This is a genomic window from Cedecea davisae (genome assembly GCF_044095835.1).
Taxonomy (GTDB): Bacteria; Pseudomonadota; Gammaproteobacteria; order Enterobacterales; family Enterobacteriaceae; genus Cedecea; species Cedecea davisae.
Map to the genome: position 1 here is coordinate 1,125,846 of NZ_CP172054.1, position 18,199 is coordinate 1,144,044.

Consider the following 18,199-nt stretch of genomic DNA (forward strand, 5'->3'; position numbering starts at 1 on the left):
GTATTGCTATGAGGCATTAAGTCAGGAGACAACGGATTTTCGGGCGGAATTGGGAAGACCGTGCGTGTACAGTGCGGCGGCATCCCTGCTGTAATTTTTGCATCTACACGCAACTTTCATTTCGTTTTGCGCATTTGTCGATCCCCGTCAGGATTTTGCTCTTAACGCACATAAAAATGCCCATATATTTGACTGCGTATTATCTTTGAGGTAATTTTCAGCGACGCATGACTACAAAGCGTAGTCACATCAGCGCACCTTATAAGGGGGTTATATGAATATAATATCTGACGAGTTTGACGGCTTCTAAGCCGCACTAACCTCTATGAGGCGGGGATACTAACCCCGCCTTTTTTATGGATGAAGGAACATGACACCAGACGCGACAACGCTACAAATCATCAGCAATGCTATCGTTCTGATCGGTGTGTTGGTTGCTATCGGTGCGATTGTCTATAACGTCCGTACAGCAAAGAAAACCCAGACTGCCAATTTTTTATTTGAGAGCCGCCAGGATACGCAGTACATAGAATCTTTGCACACCCTTAAGCAAGTACACCGCTCAGGAAAGTCCTTTCGCTCTTATGTTTTCCCATGCGAAGGTACCGCGATCACTGAAGAAGAGATGGCCGAACGCCGCAAATTTCAGTACATCCTGAATTTTTATGAAAGGGTTGCAGTGAGTATCCGTGAAGGGATCTATGACGAGCAGATGATTAAGAGAACGTCTTTCACCACGGTAATAGAAACTCACGATATCGCTGAACCTCTGATCAAAGCCATCAGGGAACACATCAAATCGGAAACGACCTATCAAGAATTCGAATGGTTGGTTAAGCGCTGGAAGGCCAGACCTCTTAAGAAAAACAAGTAACAATCACTATGAAAAAGCCGCCAGTTTCTGGCGGCTTTTTCTTTTTCACCATAGAGTATATTGTGGCTTTGTGTCCGCCGGAGTCCCATCATCCAGTGGAGGTCAAGGAGGAAAAATGAATATTAGCGATGTGGCGAAAAAAACCGGGTTAACCAGCAAGGCAATCCGTTTTTATGAACAGAAAGGGCTGGTTACCGCGCCTTTTCGCGCCGACAACGGCTACCGCAGCTATACCCAGAAACATCTCGATGAGCTAACGCTGCTGCGTCAGGCCCGCCAGGTGGGGTTTAATCTTGAAGAGTGCAAAGAGCTGGTGAGCCTGTTTAACGATCCGGCAAGGCACAGCGCGGACGTAAAAGCGCGCACTTTGCAGAAAGTGGCGGATATCGAACGGCACATTATCGAATTGCAGAATATGCGCCAGCATCTGCTGACGCTGGCGGAAGCCTGCCCGGGCGATGACGGCGCCGATTGTCCGATTATCGACAACCTTTCCGGCTGTTGCCATCGCCACGGGGTGAGTTAAGCGGCTCTGATTTTCAGCGTGATGCCTTCTACGGCAAGCACGACCACTTCACAGCCTGCCGGGAGATCTTTGTCTGCGGTAACCGGCCAGCTGCTGTCCGCCACACGAACATGCCCCCGGCCATTGACCAGCGCCGTGTCCAGGCGGAACCGGCGGCCAACCAGCTGCTGGCCGCGCTGATTCAGCACTTCACCCGGGACCTGCTGTTTACGCCCGGAAAGCCAGCGCCACCAGAGGAAGGCGGCAACCAGCGTCAGTAGCGCAAAGCAAACGCCCTGTAGCTCCCAGCCCAGCGGCAGAGCCCAGACCAGCAGGCCGGTTATCACCGCCGCCACGCCGCTCCACAGCAGATAGCCGCTGGCGCCCAGCATCTCCGCCGCCAGCAGCAGTCCACCCAGCGCAAGCCAGAAGACGTGCGGATGCGCGAGAATACTGTCTATCATTTTTTACGCTCGCTGCCGCTCTGGGCGATAAGTTCGCTGATCCCGGCGATAGAGCCCATCAGGCTTGTGGCATCCAGCGGCATCAGCACTACTTTGCTGTTATTGGCCGAACCGATTGTCTGTAGCGCGTCGGTGTATTTCTGGGCGACGAAGTAGTTCACCGCCTGGATATCACCTTTGGCAATCGCTTCTGAAACCATCTGCGTGGCGCGGGCTTCCGCTTCGGCGCTACGTTCGCGGGCTTCTGCTTCAAGGAAGGCCGACTGGCGCTCGCCTTCGGCTTTCAGGATCTTCGACTGTTTCTCACCTTCGGCTTTTACGATTTCGGCCTGGCGAATACCTTCCGCCTCAAGAATGTACGCTCGTTTGGTACGCTCGGCTTTCATCTGGGCGTTCATCGCGTCGATAAGCTCCGCCGGCGGGCGGACGTCGCGAATTTCAATACGGGTAATTTTAATGCCCCACGGGTTGGTGGCTTCATCGACGATGTGCAGCAGGCGGGTATTGATGTTGTCGCGCTGGGAGAGCATTTCGTCCAGCTCCATTGAGCCAAGCACGGTACGAATGTTGGTCATCGTCAGGTTGATGATGGCCAGCTCAAGGTTGCTGACTTCATAGGCGGCACGCGGCGCGTCGACCACCTGAATAAAGCATACGGCATCGATGGAAACGTTGGCGTTATCCTTGGAGATAACTTCCTGGGAAGGGATATCGAGCACTTGCTCCATCATATTGATTTTGCGGCCTACGCGGTCCATAAACGGCACCACAAGGTTGAGCCCCGGCATCAGAGTTTTGGTATAGCGGCCAAAGCGCTCTACGGTCCATTGGAAGCCCTGAGGCACAATTTTTACCCCGGCAGCGACAATCACCAGCGCAACAAGGATTAATACGGGGATCACGATAAGCATTTAAAAACCTCCTGTTTGTTTTGCCGCCAGTCTACCCGCTTAAGTTGAAACATTCAGCAACATCCTGGCAACGGCCGCTAATTAAGTGTAGGCAATCCCGGTCTCTGACCGTAACTATGCCAAATTGGAATGAAGTTGATGAGTTAAGTTCATTTTTTACATGTGATGTCTAGGCGTAATATCGAATCATTCGGCAGACCAGCTGCGCTGTATGGGACGCCTTAGACGAGGGAGTTTTATTCGGTAGAGGAAGCAATGGGAACGATAATAGCTGAACAGCAACAGACGAATAACAGCCGCTGGCAAAAAATAGTTGAAGAGTTAATTTCCCCGCTGGCTATTGATATTAACGGTAGCGGTCCGGCGGATATTCGGGTTAATAACCCAGAGTTCTTTAAACGAATATTGCAGGAAGGCTCCCTGGGGCTGGGCGAAAGTTACATGGATGGCTGGTGGGAGTGCGACCGGCTGGATATTCTTTTTACCCGCATTTTGCGTCACGGCCTTGATAGCCAGATGCCAAAACATTTTTCTGACTTAATGCGTATTGCAGGTGCACGGCTGTTCAATTTACAGTCCCGCAAGCGCGCATGGATAGTCGGCAAAGAGCATTACGATATCGGCAACGATCTGTTTGCGGCGATGCTGGATCCGTATATGCAATACTCCTGCGGCTACTGGAAAGAGGCTACGGATCTTGCTTCCGCGCAGCGCAACAAACTGCATATGATCTGCGAGAAACTCCAGCTTAAACCGGGTATGAAGCTGCTGGATATCGGCTGCGGATGGGGCGGCCTGGCGCAGTACGCGGCCCAGGAGTATGGCGTCAGCGTGGTTGGCGTGACGATTTCCGCAGAGCAGCAAAAAATGGCTCAGGATCGCTGTCGGGGCCTGGATGTCGATATTCTGCTACAGGATTACCGTGACCTGAACAGTAAATTTGACCGCATTGTTTCGGTCGGCATGTTTGAGCACGTCGGCCCAAAAAACTACAACACATATTTTGAAGTTGCGGCCCGTAATATAAAAGATGACGGTCTGTTTCTGCTACACACCATTGGTTCTAACGAAACTGATTTAAACGTTGATCCCTGGATCAATAAATATATTTTCCCCAACGGCTGCCTGCCTTCGGTTAGCCACATTGCCGCAGCCAGTGAAAAGCATTTTGTAATGGAAGATTGGCACAATATCGGCTCGGATTACGATAAAACCTTAATGGCCTGGTACGATAACTTTTTACGCTGCTGGCCGAATATCGAACGCAATTACGATAGGCGTTTCAAACGTATGTTCAGCTATTATTTGAATGCCTGCGCCGGTGCATTCCGTGCGCGTAATATTCAGCTTTGGCAGGTGCTGTTAAGCCCGAGCGGCGTAGACGGCGGGATCCGCGTTTACAGATAAACAGTTAAAGAAAAGGCCGGGAAACCGGCCTTTTTCGTTTTGAACGGATTAATACATCAGGGCATAAATCTGGCGGCGATATTTGGATGCCAGAGCATCGCCCGTTCCCAGCGCGGCCAGAATTTCCATCATCATTTTACGAGCTTGACCGTCGGCGGCGCCGAGGTCTTTTTTCAGATGGGTGTAAAGCAGCTCAAGCGCTTCTTCGTTACGCCCGACCTGATGCAGCTGCAATGCCAGCTGCCCGGCAAGCTGGGCGTTTTCCGGCTCGTTTTGCACCTGCTGCTGTAGCTGCTGAATTTCTGGGGTGTCGGCCGCCTGCTTCAGCAGTTCGATTTGCGAGACCAGCGCCTGGTAGCGAGTATCCTGGTCCTGCAGCGGGATGGTTTTCAGCACAGCTTCGGCATCTTCGCTGCGGTGCAGGGCAATTTGCACTTCCGCCAGCAGCAGGCCAATTTCGCTGTTCTGGCCGGAAAGCTGCCATGCATCTTTTAGCAGCGGCAACGCTTCGGCGTGTTTCCCTTCCTGCATCAGCTCAACCGCCTGCTGAGCCTTCAACTCTTCTTCACGCGGCAGCACTTTGTCGAGCAGGGCGCGAATCGCTTCTTCCGGCTGCGGCCCCTGGAAGCCGTCAACCGGCTGGCCGTTCTGGAACAGATAAACGGTCGGAATGGAGCGCAGACCAAACTGCGAAGCCACCATCTGCTCGGCGTCGCAGTCAACTTTAGCGAGAATAAACTGACCGTTGTATTGGGCTGCAAGCCTGTCCAGAACCGGCGTTAACTGTTCACAATGCTGGCTGCGGGCAGACCAGAAATAGAACAGCACCGGCTTAGCCATGGACTGTTCCAGCGTCTGGTGCAGGTTCGCTTCGGTAATGTTAATAATATTTTCTGCGGACATGGGCGATTCTCAGTTAAGCATTTGTTTTTTACATGGGGGCTGAGGTCGGGACTTCAACTCAGCTGCGTAAAATTTTGTCCATCGCGCAGGCCGGAAGCAGGCGGCGCAGTACGGAAACAACGTGCGTTACCACGGTCACCGGGTAGCGTAATTTTGGCCTTGGGCTTTCAAACGCATGGCGCACTTTTGCCACTACGGCTTCCGGGCCGAGGGTAAAGCGCGCGGCAATTCCCGGGTTTTCAACCGGCTTGTCGGACTGGGTCTGGTTAACGTTATCGGTAAAGCGGGTGCGGATTGGGCCCGGCTCTATCAGGCTAACCTTAATTCCGCTGTGGCGAAGCTCCATACGCAGCGCGTCTGACCAGGCCTCAAGCGCGTATTTACTGGCGGCATAAGCCCCGCGCCCCGGGGTGGAGATCAGCCCCATTACCGAGCTGGTCATCACGATGCGGCCTTCATGGTGAGGCTGCATGGCGGGCAGCAGCAGTATGGTTAGCTGGTGCGTGCCGAAGAAGTTAGTTGAAAACTGCTGTTCAAGCTGTTCGCGGGAAATGGCGTTCAGCGGGCCATACACGCCATAACCGCCGTTATTAAACAGGCCGTAAAGGCGGTTACCGGTGATTTCAATCACTTCGGCGGCGGCACGTTTGACGCTTTCCGGGTCATCAAGATCGAGCTGAATGCCGGTAAAACCGAGCTGATTCATGCGCTCTACGTCTTCCGGTTTACGGCAGGCGGCGAGAATGTTGTAGCCAAGCTTCTGTAACTCCTGCGCGCTGGCTAAGCCAATCCCGCTGGAGCAGCCTGTAATTAAAACGGATTTTTGCATAACTTTACCCGAGGGTGGCCCCGATTATTTATCAGTCGTGTTTAACTATCTCGTCATGCCTGGCGCTGCTGCACCAGTTATTTAGAGAGTAATGGAGCCAGCCGGGTCGCCATCCAGTCGGCGATAAACGGCTGAGCATCACGGTTTGGGTGAATGCCGTCATCCTGCATCCATTGCGGTTTCAGATATACCTCCTCCATAAAGAACGGGAGCAGAGGAATATCAAACTCTTTGGCAAGCTGCGGATAAATAGCGCTAAACGCCTCATTATAACGGCGTCCGTAGTTGGCGGGCAGGCGAATTTGCATCAGCATGGGCTCAGCGTTCGCCGCCTTAACGTCGGTGATGGCCTGGCGCAGCGTTTTTTCTACCGCCTGAGGCTGGAACCCGCGCAGGCCGTCATTGCCGCCGAGTTCGACCAGCACCCAGCGCGGCTGATGCTGTTTTAGCAGAGCGGGCAGGCGAGCCAGGCCCTGAGCCGCAGTATCGCCGCTGATGCTCGCATTAACTACTTTTGTTCCCTGCTGCTGCCATTTCGCATCCAGCAGGGCGGGCCAGGCACCGTTGGCCGCCATGCGATAACCGGCGCTCAGGCTATCGCCTAATATCAATAACGTGTCCGCCGCCGCGGCGCGGAAGGTCATCAAAGCCAGAAACAGGAAGGGCAAATGCCAGCGGAAAACATTGTTGAAGTTCATCATCTTAGTAAGTCCGTGGGTCAGGGTGAACACGAGCTTTCCATCCTTACCGGAGTTGAGCTGGTTGTCAAACCGGCCGAAACCATCGCCCTGATTGGCGAATCCGGCTCGGGGAAGTCCACGCTGCTGGCGATTCTCGCCGGGCTGGACGATGGCTCGAGCGGCGAGGTTCACCTTTGCGGCCAGCCGCTGCACAGCATGGATGAAGAAGCAAGGGCGGCGCTGCGGGCAAAAAACGTCGGCTTTGTGTTCCAGTCCTTTATGCTGGTGCCCACCCTTAATGCTCTCGAAAACGTTGAGCTTCCCTCGCTGCTGCGTGGCGAAAATAGTTCTGCCAGCCGGACCCAGGCCAAAGCGCTGCTGGAGCAGCTTGGGTTGGGCAAGCGTCTCGACCATCTTCCTGCTCAGCTTTCCGGCGGCGAGCAACAGCGTGTAGCCCTGGCTCGCGCCTTCAACGGGCGGCCCGGCGTGCTGTTTGCCGATGAGCCAACCGGCAATCTCGACAGGCAAACCGGCGACCGTATCGCCGACCTTCTGTTTTCCCTCAACCGCGATTTCTCCACCACGCTGATCCTCGTCACTCACGATGAGCAGCTTGCGGCTCGCTGTGACCGCCGCCTGCGGCTGCGCGAAGGCAAGCTGTGGGAGGAAGCATGATAGCCCGCTGGTTCTGGCGCGAGTGGCGCTCTCCCTCGCTGCTGATTGTCTGGCTGGCGCTTAGCCTCGCGGTGGCGTGCGTGCTGGCGCTCGGCAGCATCAGCGACAGAATGGAAAAAGGGCTAAGCCAGCAGAGCCGCGAATATATGGCCGGTGACCGTACTCTGCGGGCCGCCCGCGCCGTACCGGCTGAGTGGCTGGAGCAGGCTAAGGCCGACGGCCTTAAGGTGGGCGAACAGCTAAGCTTTGCCACCATGACCTTTGCCGGTGACACGCCGCAACTGGCTGATGTAAAAGCGGTAGACGGCGTTTACCCGATGTACGGCGAGCTGGAAACGGACCCGCCGGGCCTGAAGCCAGAACCCGGGACGGCTTTACTTGCGCCGCGCCTGCTGGCCCTGCTTAACCTGAAGGTAGGCGACAATATTGACGTCGGCGACGCCACGCTGCGTATTGCCGGGCAGGTTATTCAGGAGCCGGACGCCGGGTTTAACCCGTTCCAGATTGCGCCCCGCCTGATGATGAACCTTGCCGACGTTGAGAAAACCGGAGCGGTTCAGCCCGGAAGCCGCATTAGCTGGCGCTACAAGTTTGGCGGAGCCGCGCAGCAGCTACAGAGTTATGAGAACTACCTGCTACCGAAGCTGAAGCCGGAACAGCGCTGGATTGGCATGGAGCAGGATGAAGGGGCGCTCGGCAAATCGCTGGAACGTTCTCAGCAGTTCCTTCTGCTTTCCGCCCTGCTGACGCTGCTGCTGGCGGTTGCCGCCGTCGCCGTGGCGATGAGCCACTACTGCCGCAGCCGCTATGACCTGGTGGCTATCCTGAAAACGCTGGGCGCGGGCAGGGCGGCGCTGCGCAAGTTAATCATCGGCCAGTGGCTGATGGTGCTGCTGCTGGCGGCCATAGCCGGAGGCGCTGCGGGGCTGGTATTTGAAGCCGCGCTGCTGCAACTGTTGAAACCGGTGCTGCCCGCCGCGCTGCCGCCTGCCAGCCTCTGGCCGTGGCTGTGGGCAATAGGCTCGATGGTAACCATCTCGCTGCTGGTAGGGCTGCGGCCTTATCGCCTGCTGCTGGCAACTCAGCCTTTGCGGGTACTGCGGCGAGATGCGGTGGCGAATGTCTGGCCGCTGAAAATTTATCTCCCGATGATTAGCTGCGTGGTGGTTGCGCTTCTCGCGCTATTGATGGGCGGAAGCTCGCTGCTGTGGGCGGTGCTGGCCGGTACGCTGGTGCTGGCGGCGCTGTGCGGCATTGTGGGATGGGGCGTACTGAAGCTGCTGAAAAAGCTCACGCTGAAAAATCTTGCCCTGCGCCTCGCGGTCAACCGCCTGCTGCGCCAGCCGTGGGCAACGCTCAGCCAGCTGGCCGCTTTCTCGCTTTCCTTTATGCTGCTTGCCCTGCTGCTGGTACTGCGCGGCGACCTGCTGGAAAGATGGCAGCAACAGCTGCCGCCGGAAAGCCCGAACTACTTCCTGGTGAACATTGCGCCCGAACAGGTTCAGCCGGTGAAAACCTTCCTCGCCGATCATCAGGTTATCCCCGAGTCGTTTTACCCCATCGTGCGGGCGCGCATGACGGCGATTAACGGCAAGACCACCGAGGGCAACCCGGATGAAGCTCTCAACCGCGAGCTGAATCTGACCTGGCAGAGCCAGAAGCCTGATCATAACCCGATCCTCGCGGGCAGCTGGCCGCCGAAGGCCGGGGAAGTGTCGATGGATGACGGGGTGGCGAAGCGGCTGAACATTAAACTCGGCGACAGCGTGACCTTTATGGGAGATACCCAGGACTTCAGCGCCAAAGTCACCAGCCTGCGTAAAGTGGACTGGGAAAGCCTGCGGCCAAACTTCTACTTTATCTTCCCACCGGGCGCGCTCGACGGGCAGCCTCAGAGCTGGCTCACGAGCTTCCGCTGGGAGGGAAGTAACGGCCTGCTGACCCAGCTTAACCGCGAATTCCCGACCGTCAGCCTGCTGGATATCGGGGCTATCCTGAAGCAGGTCGGCCAGGTGCTGGAGCAGGTAAGCCGGGCGCTGGAGGTGATGGTGGTGCTGGTGACCGCCTGCGGCCTGCTGCTGTTGCTGGCTCAGGTTCAGGTTGGTATGCGCCAGCGCCACCAGGAACTGGTGGTTTACCGCACGCTTGGCGCCGGTAAAAAGCTGCTGCGAACCACTTTGTGGTGCGAGTTTGCGGTGCTGGGGCTGGTTTCCGGCCTGGTAGCGGCCATCGGCGCGGAAACGGCGCTTGGCATGCTGCAAACCCGGGTATTCGACTTCCCGTGGCAGCCTGACTGGCGGCTGTGGGTCGTGCTGCCGCTTACCGGGGCGGTATTACTGTCGCTTTGCGGCGGCTGGCTGGGCGTTCGCCTGCTGAAAGGGAAAGCGCTGTTCCGCCAGTTTGTCGCCTGATAAGTGCCGGGCAGGGACGCCCGGCATCGTTATAAAATGATTTATATTTCGATGTTTTTTGCGTCAGAACATATTTAAGGCAAATTTATTTGTTTATTTAATATCTATTAAACAAATGCCCCCCGTTAACCGCACGAATCATTAAAAATTCCTAAGAAATCGAAATTAATAAGCGTTAGTATGCCCGCGCTTATAATAAATACGGTTACTAAGGATTCAAAATGACAGCAAAATTGCGCGCTTTACCATTACTGATTGGGGCTGGCCTGCTTGCAGGTATGGCGTCTTTCGCCGCTAACGCAGAAATCACCGTCCTGAAGCAAGATCCGCAGGCCGGTAACCCTCTTAGCCGCCTTAACTTCACCGTGGGCGGCAGTATTCGTCCGCAGTTCAACATGATGTCCGGCGACGGCGACAAAGGCTCTTACAAACGTAATGGCTTTGATGGCGGCACCCGTTTCCGCTTTGCGGCTGATTATTATCTGTTCGATGATATCAGCTGGGTAAGCTATTACGAGCTGGGCGTAAATATCCCTGCGGTATTCGAGTGGGATAACCACTATGCCGAAGGCGCAAATAACACCACCCGCCGCATGTTGTATACCGGCCTGAAAAGCAAAACCTGGGGTCAGTTGACCTACGGCCAGCAGAACAGCGTTTACTATGATGTGGTTGGCGCGAAAACCGATATCTGGGACTACGACATGATCGGCCAGGCTCCGGGTAACGGCATCAACGGCGACTACGACGGATCTTACCGTTCCCGTAACATGCTGAAGTACAAAAACACCTTCGGCGATGCGGACGTTTACGCTTCCTACCTGTTTGAAGATAACGACATCCGTGCGACCACCGGCATGCGTTACAAGCGTAAAGGCGGCGGCTCTCTGGGCGTGGATTACCACATCACCAAAGACCTGACCTGGGGTACCGCATGGAACTACACCCGTGCCGATATGCGTAACCCGAACGACGGCGATAGCAAGTCTTACAACCAGAATATCTACGGTACCGCGCTGAGCTGGAAACCGGACAACTGGACCTTCAGCTTCGGCGGCGGCTGGTATCAGAACTTCCTGACCACCAAACTGAAAGACGTAAACAACTACTTCTCCGGCGACGCGTGGGGCATCGAGTACTTTGCCGGTTACACCATCCCGGTTGGTCAGTATGCGCTTAAATCCGTGCAGCCATACTTCATGGGCGACCGTTTGCAGTACGTTACCGGCCGTAGCTACCAGCGCATCGACAACGGCGTTGGCGTAAGCTTCAAGCTGGATTACGGCTTCCAGGTGGACTACGAGCACGTATTCACCTCCAGCACCGACAACCTGGGCGACATGAACCTGGTTCGTCTGCGCTACGACTTCTAAGTCAGCGTTCTTTTAATAAGCAAAGCGGAAAATCCGCTTTGCTTTTTTGTTATTCGCAAAAGCCTCGTTTTCGCCCTCCGCGCCTTCTCCCGTGCGCAAGATGAAATATTTTCAATTACCTCTGTTAACAGAATGTGCAATCTTACTCTGTCCTGTTGGATCAATTACTTAGTGAGCGGCCCGTCAAAGAGGCTCGCCGCCAGGCATCACACATCATTCTGTTAGGGAGAATACTCATGGGAAATCGTCTCAGCTGGCGTGTTGCGACCGGCGCTTTACTTCTGGCCTGCGGCCTGAACGCTGCCCAGGCAAACAGCGACCCGCACACTATCGTCTTCGGCGTAGCGCCGGGGCCGTACGGCGACATGGTAAAACAGGCCATTGCGCCGTCGCTGAAAGAGAAAGGCTATAAAGTCGTGGTGCGCGAGTTTAGCGACTACGTGCAGCCGAACATGGCGCTGGCCAACGGCAGCATCGACGCCAACCTGTTCCAGCACTCGCTTTACTTCGATAAATTCACCGCTGACAAAAACCTCAAGCTGGCGAAGCTAATCACCGTCCCGACCGCCGGAATGGGCATCTATTCCCATAAAGTGAAGAGCCTGGACGAACTGAAAAAGGGCGATATCGTCACGCTCTCTAACGACCCGACCAACCTCGCTCGCGGCCTGCGCTTCTTGCAGTCGATGGAATTGATTACCATCAAAGAGAATATCGACCCGACTAAGGCCTCCGAGCGCGACATCGCCACCAACCCGAAAGGGCTGGTATTTAAAGCGCTGGAAGCCGCCCAGCTGCCGCGCACGCTCGACAGTGCCAGCGCAGCGCTGGTGAACGGCAATTTTGCTATTGCCGCCGGGTTGAAGCTCTCTACCGCGCTTAAGCAAGAACACCTTGATGAAAACCTCAAAAACATCATTGCGGTACGCGCCGAAGATGCCGATAAGCCTTTTGCGAAGGATATCGTCGAAACGGTGAAATCCCCGGCCTATGAAAAAGCCATCGACGACCCGCAAAATGTCTTTAACGCCTTCCAGAAGCCGGACTGGATGGTTGCCGCAGAGAAAAAGTAACTGTCTGAGCAGGGCAGGCGGGATGCCTGCTCTTTGTCGCTGATTTGAGGTTTTCATGATTGAGATAGAAAAAGTCTGCGTGGACTTTGCCACCGGGCGCAGCCAGACAAGCCGCGCGGTGAATAACGTCACGCTGCATATAGGGGCGGGCGAGGTTTTTGGCATCGTCGGCACCAGCGGCGCGGGGAAAAGCACATTACTGCGAACCCTGAACGCGCTCCAGCGCCCGAGCGAGGGCAGCGTAAAAATCGCCGGGACGGAAATCACCGCATTGCAGGGCACGGCGCTGCGTAAAGCTCGCCAGCGCATAGGCATGATCTTCCAGCACTTCAACCTGATGCATACCCGCACCGTCAGGCAAAACGTCGCTTTTAGCCTTAAGGCCGCGGGCTGGGAACGCAGTAACATTGGGCCTCGCGTGGCGGAAATTCTTGAGCTGGTGGGGCTGGCGGATAAAGCCAACCGTTACCCGGTGCAGTTGAGCGGCGGGCAGAAGCAGCGCGTCGGCATTGCTCGCGCCATTGCCAACCACCCGGACGTTTTGCTGTGCGATGAGCCGACTTCGGCGCTGGATCTCGAAACCTCAGCCACCATCCTGGCGTTGCTGAAAAAGATCAACCAGCAACTGGGGATAACCATCGTGCTTATCACCCACGAAATGAACGTGATCAAATCTATCTGCGATCGCGTGGCGGTGATGTCCGGTGGGGAAGTGGTGGAGTCCGGCGAAGTGTTCGACATCTTTGCCCATCCGCAACACGAGTTCACGCAGCAGCTGGTTTCCCATACGTTGAATTTAACGCTGCCGGTGCGTCTGCTGGACAATATGCGCGGCGCGCTGCTGAAAATCATGTTTATTGGCGACTCGGCGGAGCAGCCCGTGCTCTCCTTCGCGGCGGTAAAATACGGCGTGGCGGTGAATATCCTGCACGGCAAAATTGAATACATTAGCGATCGCGCTCTGGGCATTCTGGTGGTGGCGATCACCGCACCCGGCAATCCTGCGGCGGTAGGCGATGCTATCGACCATATCCGTAAAAATACGGCCTACGTGGAGGTACTGAATGGATGATTTAGTCGCGGACCTGACGCTCGCCTTCGGCGAAACCTTCCAGATGCTGGGTATTTCCACGCTGCTGGCAATTATCGGCGGCCTGCCGCTGGGCTTCCTGATCTTTGTGACCGACCGCAATCTGTTCTGGCAAAACCGCGGTCTCAATATCATCAGCTCGGTGGTGGTAAACATCGTGCGTTCGGTGCCGTTCGTGATCCTGCTGGTGCTTTTGCTGCCGCTCACGCAGTTCCTGCTCGGCAACACCATCGGGCCGGTTGCGGCTTCCGTGCCTTTATCCGTCGCGGCAATTGCGTTTTATGCCCGCCTGGTGGACGGCGCTTTACGGGAGGTGGATAAGGGCATTATTGAGGCCGCAGAGGCGTTCGGGGCAAGCCCGATGCGCATCATCTGCACCGTGCTGCTGCCAGAAGCCAGCGCCGGACTGCTGCGCGGGTTAACCATCACCCTGGTCAGCCTGATTGGCTACTCGGCAATGGCAGGGATTGTGGGCGGCGGCGGCGTAGGCGACCTTGCGATCCGCTTCGGCTATTACCGCTACGAAACCCAGGTCATGGTGGTCACGGTCGTGGCGCTGATTGTGCTGGTGCAGGTTGTACAGATGATTGGCGATTATCTGGCAAAACGCGCCGATAAGCGCGACAGGCATTAATTCTTTTACTGGCCGGAAATTTGTTCGGCCAGCTTTAGATTGAGTTGCCGGAGAGGTTTTGTTTCATGGCATCGGCGGATCAATCACAATAAGGGTTAGTGCTCCGGCCTTGTGGGAAGGCCGGAAATACGGTAGTTACCAGCGGAGTTCTGAAGTTGGGAGGAATGTTACTGCTTCAACCATCTCTGACATGTCGTATCGTATTTGCATTGTAATCGGCATATGAAAGTCTACGACTGTGAATCGTTCAATCCAGCCGATCTCGTGTTTCATGATGACTCTTGGCGAGATGCTTTTTTCTGGAGGGCCAAAGTTTTCATGCACCCACTTTCGAGACATTCTTTTCTGGAGTGGTGCAGGTAATATGTTCGGGAATGACCAGTTTTTTAACGTATCATGTTGAATACTCAATGTGATTTCTTTTAGTGTTCGACCGTTACGATTAAACGATAAAAAAACTCCCTCTTTCGCCATATCAAGGCTGATCGTTGGTGAACCAGATGCCCCTTTAGGCTCGCTTTTATAGGTTATCAAACCAGAGTCCACTAATTCTTTGTAGCTTTTACCCAAGCTACGAATTAGTGCTTCAACATTCACAGTCATTTGTACAATCCTTGCTCAGAGTTCAGTTTGTGCATCCTTGATCTTGCAGTTTCAAGCTGTTCCTCAGTAACACCATATTCTTTGAGTGCTGGTTTTATTGTGTCAAAGTTCATATCTAACGCACTCCTTAAGTTCTTGGCGTCCATTGATATTTGATCTGAATTATTGCGCCCACCGTAGGTTTGGCTAATTTTTTGGTGAATCTCTTTCGGAATTACATTTCTCCACTTGAAATTTGAAAATCCAAATTATCTTGAAAAAAGTATTTTCCTATAATTATCTCAATTGCTTTGACCTGCTGGCCGGTAAGATTCCATCCCCCAATCCCAGTAGTGAAATCATTATAGTATTCATCTGTCCAGGACATCATTTTTGCTATTTCTGGGAGTTTTTCTTTAGGTATGTTAACTTCAAAGACGAGTAATTCATCTACACGTTCAAAAGCATCAACAGTATAAATAATTGTCATTTCTCAACCCTTCTTGTCGGATCAGTTGTCTTAAAGCGTGGGAGTGTCGAAATATAAATGTAGCGACCTTAATAAAGGTCGCTTACTGGGGGTTACCAACGAAGTTCTGAGGTTGGTAGAAAAGTTAACTTCCTTGCATATTCACTCAGGTCATAGTCAATTTGTAATGAAACTGGGATATGAAAGTCAACTAACGAATATCTTTCCGTCCAGCCAATTTCTCTTCTCCCTCTTTTTCTTGGTGAGAGTGCCTTATCTGGTTCTCCAAATTCAATATGGATCCAGTGGCGAGTCATCTGAGAATGGAGAGGGGGGGGTAATATATTTGGAAATACCCAATTTTTCTTTTCTTGATCCTGCAATGTTAACGTAAATTCTTTGAACTGTTTTGTATCACGATGGAAGGCTAAAAACACACCCTCTTTAACCATATCTAACGTGACAACATCGGATCCAGAAAATCCCGTTGGTTTTGATTTGTATGGAATCAAATCAGCATCGACTAATTCCTTATAGGTTTTTCCAAGACTATGAATTAATGCTTCTACATTGACTGTCATTTTTTATATAACCCCATACTCTCGTTCAGTTCATGCATTTTACCTCTAACTGTTTCAAGCTTTTCCTCAGTGATACGGTTTCCTTTTAATGCAGGTTTTATAACGTCGAAGTTTCGATCAGCTGCAGCGCGAAGATTATGAGAATCACTCTCAACCTTATCAGGTTTATTACGACCACCATATGTTTCACTAACTTTTCTATGAACATCTTTTGGAATCACAATAGCTGCGACTTCGTTTGCCAACATTTCTAATTCCTTCTCATCAGCATCAGGATAAAGCCGTCGATAGTATGACCGAACAGCTGCTGCCGAGGGTATATGATCCGCCTCATACATTCCCTGGCGAGAGCGCCGAACAAAATCGCTGTACAGCTCAACCTCTAAAAACTCCACCGGTGGCTTACTCAGATAAACATAAATCGGCGGAATATTCGGCAACGGCAGGATAAGAATATAATCCGCAAAACTCTTATCTTCCGGGGCCGGGGTGGTCGTTGCCTCAATACGAGTATCTTCCGGCAGCGGATCAACCACAACCGGGTTCGGTATCCTGACCGGGTTCTGGTTGCCTGTATTCCACGGCTTATTTTCACCCGTGTTATCTGGTGTCCAGATAATCGTTATACCCGGCTCTTCTTCTGTGGTGAAGGTATACGCCTTTCGGGCGCTATCCCACTCCATTTTGCGCACCCGCACCATGTCTTTTCCCGGAGGGGTATGCCAGCCGTGAGGAACAGGATGGCCTTTATCGTCTTGCTCCCATGTATAACGCACCCGGCTTGGTGCTTCGCGCATTTGCTCCGCTCTCATACGGTCGATGAAATCCTGCTCACCGTCATTCAGCCTGCCGGGCATCATTCCCACCAGTACAGCTGCGACAGGGGCCCCGGGGCCACTGGTGGCGACCCTCCCAAGCCCGGTCGCCATTTCCCCCAGTTTTACCGCCCACGTCCCCGACGTAATCGCGCTTCCGCCAATCAGGCCAAGGACGCTGGCGCCTTCCACTGCCATTTGTGCGTTGGCGGCACTCGCGGCCGCGGCTTTTACGGCCTGATAATCCATTTCCTCATGGTTACCAAACCACCACTTATACAGAGCGCTTCGCTTTCTGGGCTCGGGAATATCGTCTACAGGTTTCTTTTTCCTGGCCGTTTGCGCATGCTGCGGGACATCATTATCGGATGCGGGATCGGCAGGAGGAATAGCTTGATAAAATGCCATCGAAGCAAAATTGGTGTGGGGTTCCCGCTCCTCTCCGGCATCATTACAGCCCTCACCACGCAGGCAGGATTTGGCAAAGACACGGTTGCTATCTCTTTCTTCCGCCAGACGTTTTTGTTCGGCTTCTTTTTCCGCTTTACGAACCAACAGCATTGCAGCATGTTTTTCCTGTGCTATTTGCACAGGAGAGGGCTCAGATCCCAGCCATTGCCCCAAAGGGGCTATTATCCGGTTGCTACCCCGCGGACAATCACACGTCACCTCACAGCGATCTACTGCAACCTGAACCCCCATAAAGGAGCGTTGGTATTGTTTGGCGCTTTCAACAACTTTTCCAACCTTCCCACACTTCGGGCAGGGGGTTGTTTTATCCCCAAGCCTGATAACACCAAACCCAAAAATACTGACCTGATTAAGGGGAAGCGATGTAATAAGGCGGGCGCCTGTAGTTGTCCTATCGCAGCTTAATGCCTGCCCCAGCCCGTCTATATCGGGACGATAGCCCATTATTTCCCCTCAACACTGCTCAGGAAATCCAATGGCATTGCAACGCCTTCCCGGCCTTTCAAAAAAGAGACATTTTGAGGTGTGCTGATTATCTCATCCCCGTTATCCAGCAAGCTGCCAACCAGCGCAATGCCCAGACCCTCAATGCTGTACTCACTTCCGGCACTGGTGATTATTTTTGCCGAACTGCCGTCCGGATAAATTACGCTGCAACCCTCAGTCAGCACACTGGCCCACTGACCATTTTCCAGACAAATTTTAAAACCTTCATTTGAAGCCGCATTATGCTCTTTGCCTGTACCGCTCCGGCGCGTTTTGCAACCCGCTACCGCTAAGCGATAAATAGAATTGACCGGATGTTTAAGACAAGAGACTTTTTGCTCTTCAATCAGAACACGCGTTCCCTCGTCCATCCCGGTCAGTTGTTCCGCAGTAAACGGGGGTTGATCCATGTTTGCCAGCAGTTCCGGGGTTATTTCATTGGTGTATTGACAGTTCATTCCATTTCCCTTGTCATTTGTATGGTTAAGAAGGCGCGATATTAGCCGATCCTTATTTTTAAATAAAATAATTTTATTATTACCTGTTCAGGTAACTATTTTTCGTTATCTATAAATTTTGGTTTTATTAGCGATGTGAATTTTATTTTTTAGCACCATTATAGACTCTTCATGATTGTTTTTATTGCTTTTAAATTCATAAGGTAAAGGATTGAATGCCATCTTCCAGATGAGCTGTATTCAGAAGTGTTAATTCTGTATTAAGGTGTATTGAGATATTTTAAAACACCATTGGTAAAGAGAAGAACCACGTATCCGTGATCAGATTTATTTGGCTGGCAGCATTGGTGGCAGCGATTTGACGATCTCCTCTTTATCATTCCCCAAAGCGTTTCCTTATTCCTGCGAGCCGCCTCGAAGTTTGCATTTTTGCCTGAAATTTAATCTATGCCACTGTGTGGCTATCCAGTATGATCGGAGGGAAGAGCAGTAGATGAATCCGGTCGAG

General features: G+C 53.2%; 19 protein-coding genes. 9 read left to right on the forward strand and 10 right to left on the reverse strand.

Features of this window, described 5'->3' with window-relative positions; genetic code table 11:
• The first annotated feature begins 370 nt into the window (after positions 1–370).
• Positions 371–874 carry a DUF4760 domain-containing protein gene (locus ACG1VR_RS05855; protein WP_395490444.1) on the forward strand — a complete coding sequence of 168 codons (504 nt, stop codon included), beginning with the start codon at positions 371–373 and terminating at the stop codon, positions 872–874.
• Positions 875–989: 115 nt separating this feature from the next.
• Entirely contained in the window at positions 990–1,400 is a 411-nt protein-coding gene (cueR, locus tag ACG1VR_RS05860) for a Cu(I)-responsive transcriptional regulator (RefSeq protein WP_016537634.1), read from the forward strand.
• Here the strand turns inward: cueR and ACG1VR_RS05865 are convergent.
• A complete protein-coding gene (locus tag ACG1VR_RS05865) occupies positions 1,397–1,843 on the reverse strand; it encodes an NfeD family protein (RefSeq protein ID WP_395490445.1) in 447 nt (148 codons plus the stop codon). The two genes, cueR and ACG1VR_RS05865, sit on opposite strands and share 4 nt — an antisense overlap.
• Positions 1,840–2,754, reverse strand: coding sequence for an SPFH domain-containing protein (locus ACG1VR_RS05870; RefSeq protein ID WP_016537632.1), 915 nt, complete (start codon positions 2,752–2,754; stop codon positions 1,840–1,842). The genes ACG1VR_RS05865 and ACG1VR_RS05870 overlap by 4 nt, the downstream gene beginning before the upstream one ends.
• A gap of 255 nt (positions 2,755–3,009) precedes the next feature.
• Here ACG1VR_RS05870 and cfa point away from each other — a divergent pair, with 255 nt between their 5' ends.
• Positions 3,010–4,161 carry a cyclopropane fatty acyl phospholipid synthase gene (cfa, locus tag ACG1VR_RS05875; RefSeq protein ID WP_395490446.1) on the forward strand — a complete coding sequence of 384 codons (1,152 nt, stop codon included), beginning with the start codon at positions 3,010–3,012 and terminating at the stop codon, positions 4,159–4,161.
• A gap of 48 nt (positions 4,162–4,209) precedes the next feature.
• On the opposite strand, the gene ACG1VR_RS05880 is transcribed toward cfa, so the two are convergent.
• From ACG1VR_RS05880 to tesA, 3 genes are all read right to left on the reverse strand, one after another.
• Entirely contained in the window at positions 4,210–5,064 is an 855-nt protein-coding gene (locus ACG1VR_RS05880) for a co-chaperone YbbN (RefSeq protein WP_016537630.1), read from the reverse strand.
• Positions 5,065–5,122: 58 nt separating this feature from the next.
• Positions 5,123–5,893 carry an SDR family oxidoreductase gene (locus tag ACG1VR_RS05885; protein ID WP_395490447.1) on the reverse strand — a complete coding sequence of 257 codons (771 nt, stop codon included), beginning with the start codon at positions 5,891–5,893 and terminating at the stop codon, positions 5,123–5,125.
• 77 nt (positions 5,894–5,970) lie between these two features.
• The gene (gene tesA, locus ACG1VR_RS05890) at positions 5,971–6,594 is read right to left on the reverse strand and encodes a multifunctional acyl-CoA thioesterase I/protease I/lysophospholipase L1 (RefSeq protein ID WP_039899385.1); all 624 of its coding nucleotides are present in this window, start codon (positions 6,592–6,594) and stop codon (positions 5,971–5,973) included.
• Here tesA and ybbA point away from each other — a divergent pair.
• The 6 genes from ybbA (at position 6,562) to ACG1VR_RS05920 (ending at position 13,829) form a co-directional block, all read left to right on the forward strand.
• Positions 6,562–7,248, forward strand: a complete 687-nt coding sequence (gene ybbA / locus ACG1VR_RS05895; RefSeq protein ID WP_216374858.1) for a putative ABC transporter ATP-binding protein YbbA — start codon at positions 6,562–6,564, stop codon at positions 7,246–7,248. The genes tesA and ybbA overlap by 33 nt on opposite strands.
• Positions 7,245–9,659, forward strand: coding sequence for a putative ABC transporter permease subunit YbbP (gene ybbP, locus ACG1VR_RS05900; protein ID WP_395490448.1), 2,415 nt, complete (start codon positions 7,245–7,247; stop codon positions 9,657–9,659). Before ybbA ends, ybbP begins: the two co-directional genes overlap by 4 nt.
• Before the next feature lie 221 nt (positions 9,660–9,880).
• Positions 9,881–11,032: a porin gene (locus ACG1VR_RS05905; protein ID WP_016537626.1), complete on the forward strand. Its 1,152-nt coding sequence runs from the start codon at positions 9,881–9,883 to the stop codon at positions 11,030–11,032.
• Positions 11,033–11,268: 236 nt separating this feature from the next.
• Positions 11,269–12,105 carry a MetQ/NlpA family ABC transporter substrate-binding protein gene (locus ACG1VR_RS05910; RefSeq protein WP_172569268.1) on the forward strand — a complete coding sequence of 279 codons (837 nt, stop codon included), beginning with the start codon at positions 11,269–11,271 and terminating at the stop codon, positions 12,103–12,105.
• A 55-nt stretch (positions 12,106–12,160) separates the two neighbouring features.
• Positions 12,161–13,177, forward strand: coding sequence for a virulence-associated ABC transporter ATP-binding protein SfbB (gene sfbB / locus ACG1VR_RS05915; protein ID WP_395490449.1), 1,017 nt, complete (start codon positions 12,161–12,163; stop codon positions 13,175–13,177).
• Entirely contained in the window at positions 13,170–13,829 is a 660-nt protein-coding gene (locus ACG1VR_RS05920; protein ID WP_395490450.1) for a methionine ABC transporter permease, read from the forward strand. Before sfbB ends, ACG1VR_RS05920 begins: the two co-directional genes overlap by 8 nt.
• Before the next feature lie 135 nt (positions 13,830–13,964).
• Here ACG1VR_RS05920 and ACG1VR_RS05925 read toward each other — a convergent pair whose 3' ends face one another.
• The 5 genes from ACG1VR_RS05925 to ACG1VR_RS05945 form a co-directional block, all read right to left on the reverse strand.
• Positions 13,965–14,432, reverse strand: coding sequence for a DUF6392 family protein (locus ACG1VR_RS05925; protein ID WP_395490451.1), 468 nt, complete (start codon positions 14,430–14,432; stop codon positions 13,965–13,967).
• Between the two features lie 214 nt (positions 14,433–14,646).
• The gene (locus ACG1VR_RS05930) at positions 14,647–14,901 is read right to left on the reverse strand and encodes a hypothetical protein (protein WP_395490452.1); all 255 of its coding nucleotides are present in this window, start codon (positions 14,899–14,901) and stop codon (positions 14,647–14,649) included.
• 92 nt (positions 14,902–14,993) lie between these two features.
• Positions 14,994–15,461 carry a DUF6392 family protein gene (locus tag ACG1VR_RS05935; RefSeq protein WP_395490453.1) on the reverse strand — a complete coding sequence of 156 codons (468 nt, stop codon included), beginning with the start codon at positions 15,459–15,461 and terminating at the stop codon, positions 14,994–14,996.
• Entirely contained in the window at positions 15,458–17,191 is a 1,734-nt protein-coding gene (locus ACG1VR_RS05940; protein ID WP_395490454.1) for an S-type pyocin domain-containing protein, read from the reverse strand. Before ACG1VR_RS05940 ends, ACG1VR_RS05935 begins: the two co-directional genes overlap by 4 nt.
• Positions 17,191–17,691 (reverse strand): hypothetical protein, encoded by a 501-nt coding sequence (locus tag ACG1VR_RS05945; RefSeq protein ID WP_395490455.1) that lies wholly within the window; start codon positions 17,689–17,691, stop codon positions 17,191–17,193. The genes ACG1VR_RS05940 and ACG1VR_RS05945 overlap by 1 nt, the downstream gene beginning before the upstream one ends.
• Positions 17,692–18,199 lie beyond the last annotated feature (508 nt).

Coding starts and splice junctions, on each gene's coding strand:
- ACG1VR_RS05855 (WP_395490444.1), top strand. CDS start 371: ATGACACCAGACGCGACAACGCTACAAATCATCAGCAATGCTATCGTT.
- cueR (WP_016537634.1), top strand. CDS start 990: ATGAATATTAGCGATGTGGCGAAAAAAACCGGGTTAACCAGCAAGGCA.
- ACG1VR_RS05865 (WP_395490445.1), bottom strand. CDS start 1,843: ATGATAGACAGTATTCTCGCGCATCCGCACGTCTTCTGGCTTGCGCTG.
- ACG1VR_RS05870 (WP_016537632.1), bottom strand. CDS start 2,754: ATGCTTATCGTGATCCCCGTATTAATCCTTGTTGCGCTGGTGATTGTC.
- cfa (WP_395490446.1), top strand. CDS start 3,010: ATGGGAACGATAATAGCTGAACAGCAACAGACGAATAACAGCCGCTGG.
- ACG1VR_RS05880 (WP_016537630.1), bottom strand. CDS start 5,064: ATGTCCGCAGAAAATATTATTAACATTACCGAAGCGAACCTGCACCAG.
- ACG1VR_RS05885 (WP_395490447.1), bottom strand. CDS start 5,893: ATGCAAAAATCCGTTTTAATTACAGGCTGCTCCAGCGGGATTGGCTTA.
- ybbA (WP_216374858.1), top strand. CDS start 6,562: ATGCCAGCGGAAAACATTGTTGAAGTTCATCATCTTAGTAAGTCCGTG.
- tesA (WP_039899385.1), bottom strand. CDS start 6,594: ATGATGAACTTCAACAATGTTTTCCGCTGGCATTTGCCCTTCCTGTTT.
- ybbP (WP_395490448.1), top strand. CDS start 7,245: ATGATAGCCCGCTGGTTCTGGCGCGAGTGGCGCTCTCCCTCGCTGCTG.
- ACG1VR_RS05905 (WP_016537626.1), top strand. CDS start 9,881: ATGACAGCAAAATTGCGCGCTTTACCATTACTGATTGGGGCTGGCCTG.
- ACG1VR_RS05910 (WP_172569268.1), top strand. CDS start 11,269: ATGGGAAATCGTCTCAGCTGGCGTGTTGCGACCGGCGCTTTACTTCTG.
- sfbB (WP_395490449.1), top strand. CDS start 12,161: ATGATTGAGATAGAAAAAGTCTGCGTGGACTTTGCCACCGGGCGCAGC.
- ACG1VR_RS05920 (WP_395490450.1), top strand. CDS start 13,170: ATGGATGATTTAGTCGCGGACCTGACGCTCGCCTTCGGCGAAACCTTC.
- ACG1VR_RS05925 (WP_395490451.1), bottom strand. CDS start 14,432: ATGACTGTGAATGTTGAAGCACTAATTCGTAGCTTGGGTAAAAGCTAC.
- ACG1VR_RS05930 (WP_395490452.1), bottom strand. CDS start 14,901: ATGACAATTATTTATACTGTTGATGCTTTTGAACGTGTAGATGAATTA.
- ACG1VR_RS05935 (WP_395490453.1), bottom strand. CDS start 15,461: ATGACAGTCAATGTAGAAGCATTAATTCATAGTCTTGGAAAAACCTAT.
- ACG1VR_RS05940 (WP_395490454.1), bottom strand. CDS start 17,191: ATGGGCTATCGTCCCGATATAGACGGGCTGGGGCAGGCATTAAGCTGC.
- ACG1VR_RS05945 (WP_395490455.1), bottom strand. CDS start 17,691: ATGAACTGTCAATACACCAATGAAATAACCCCGGAACTGCTGGCAAAC.